Annotated in this window: 3 protein-coding genes; all 3 read right to left on the bottom strand. The window is 61.5% G+C overall.

Translation table 11 applies throughout. The features are described 5' to 3' along the window. Window positions 1-390: hypothetical protein (locus VGG51_04900; protein ID HEY1882361.1), on the bottom strand; the 390-nt coding region annotated here is incomplete at its 3' end. A gap of 185 nt (window positions 391-575) precedes the next feature. Continuing rightward, window positions 576-1,262: an RES family NAD+ phosphorylase gene (locus tag VGG51_04895; protein ID HEY1882360.1), complete on the bottom strand. Its 687-nt coding sequence runs from the start codon at window positions 1,260-1,262 to the stop codon at window positions 576-578. Then, window positions 1,259-1,515 (bottom strand): MbcA/ParS/Xre antitoxin family protein (locus tag VGG51_04890; GenBank protein ID HEY1882359.1); only part of this gene is annotated, 257 nt, incomplete at its 5' end. The genes VGG51_04895 and VGG51_04890, both read right to left, overlap by 4 nt.

The following is a 1,515-nucleotide window of genomic DNA, read 5'->3' as shown; positions in this document are numbered from 1 at the left end:
GTATCCGCTCTGCATGATGGCCGGACCGTAGACGCTGGTTTTCGCCGCACCCGGGTACTTGATCGGCGTCCACACACCCGTTGTCCGATCGTAGAGGACGCCGAGGTTGGAGCCGTTGGTCTGATCGATGAAGCCCGTGATTAGGTTCTTCCGAATTCCCGTCAGCAGCGTTCCAGTCGCTCGCGGAAACTGACGGAGGGGCACGTCGAGCGTCTGCAGCAGCGGTCCGTCGGCCCCAAAACGTATGACGCTGGCTTGCGTCGAGGCCGCCGGCACGGCGCTCAGGCTGTTAAAGCCGGTGCTCGCGCCGCCGGCGCACCCGGCAAGCAGCGCGATCGAGAGCGCCGCGATCGAGGCACGCTCGCGCGGCGAACCAAAAAGTCGATTCATCTAAGATCTCGCTATTCAGAAAGCGGCGCTTCACTATACGAAGTGAAGCGCGAGGTAGAAAGTAGCCGGCCCATCTTAGCACCAAGCGCGCCATCCTGGAAGCCCCCCGAGGCCGTTGCTCACTCGATCTCGCGACCGTTTTGTCGCGATAACGCGTTAACGCTTCTCCGCACGCACCCCTTTGCTCAACCGGTGCCTGCGAATCCCGATGCTTCTTGCTTGTGGACGTCTACGATCTTGCGTGCGAGGCCGTCCCAACGATAGAGCAGGTAACTGTGCGAATAGCAGTTGCGTATCGTCGTCGGACGAAAGCACGCGACGGCCGGCCGATGCGCAACGTCGCGAACGCTTGGATAGACGATTCCGTCGAGCCGATCGGCATCGTATATCTGCCTGGCGTACTCTTGTGATGCTTCGTACGAATCGGGATTCAGGCGCGAATCGCTCGGCTCGCACACGCGTAAATCGTCGAAATTTCCGTTGATGCGCGCGGCGTAGACGCGCATGTCGATGCCGGCGCTGGCTTCGTTGGTGGCGCGATAGAAGCATTCGGTATGGAATTTGCTTTCCGCAACGGCAGCCGGGAGGTGCCGCGCGGCATAGTAGACGCCAAACGAACCGTCGGAAAACCGGCTAGGCTTGGTGTGAGTAAAGGCCGCCATGACCGGCGTCGCTCCCGGGCCGCTGACGCGGTCTTTAGCGCGAACCAGCGCGATTGCGCCGGCCTCCTCGAGGATGCGGTCGTTGGTCCGCGCTTCGATGACGAGAACTGCCGGAAGGTCGTTCGGATCGGAGATGCGATCGAAAATTCCGACGAATGGAAACCGCGATTGGATGATGCGGTAACTCTCTGCCCACCGCACCCGCGTCACCAAGAGCCGCGCGCACCGTCAAGATAACGCCGCACCCGAATCAGATCGAGCATACGGCCGCTAAAGAGTAAATCGGCAGCAGGGCGGCCGCCGAATGGAACCGCGGAGTTGGGGCGGCGGATCCACGAATCGGCTTGCTCCGGTCGCGTGAACAGAATGTTCAGCGCCTTGTAGATGCCCAACAAGCAGGAGATGCGATCGAGCTGATCGTCGCTCAGGCGCGCGCGATCGGGGTGCTCGCGCCAGTTGTAGA

Source organism: Candidatus Cybelea sp. (genome assembly GCA_036489315.1).
Taxonomy (GTDB): domain Bacteria; phylum Vulcanimicrobiota; class Vulcanimicrobiia; order Vulcanimicrobiales; family Vulcanimicrobiaceae; genus Cybelea.
Note: the sequence above shows the minus strand (reverse complement) of the source record. Positions and strands in the feature narration are given on the sequence as shown.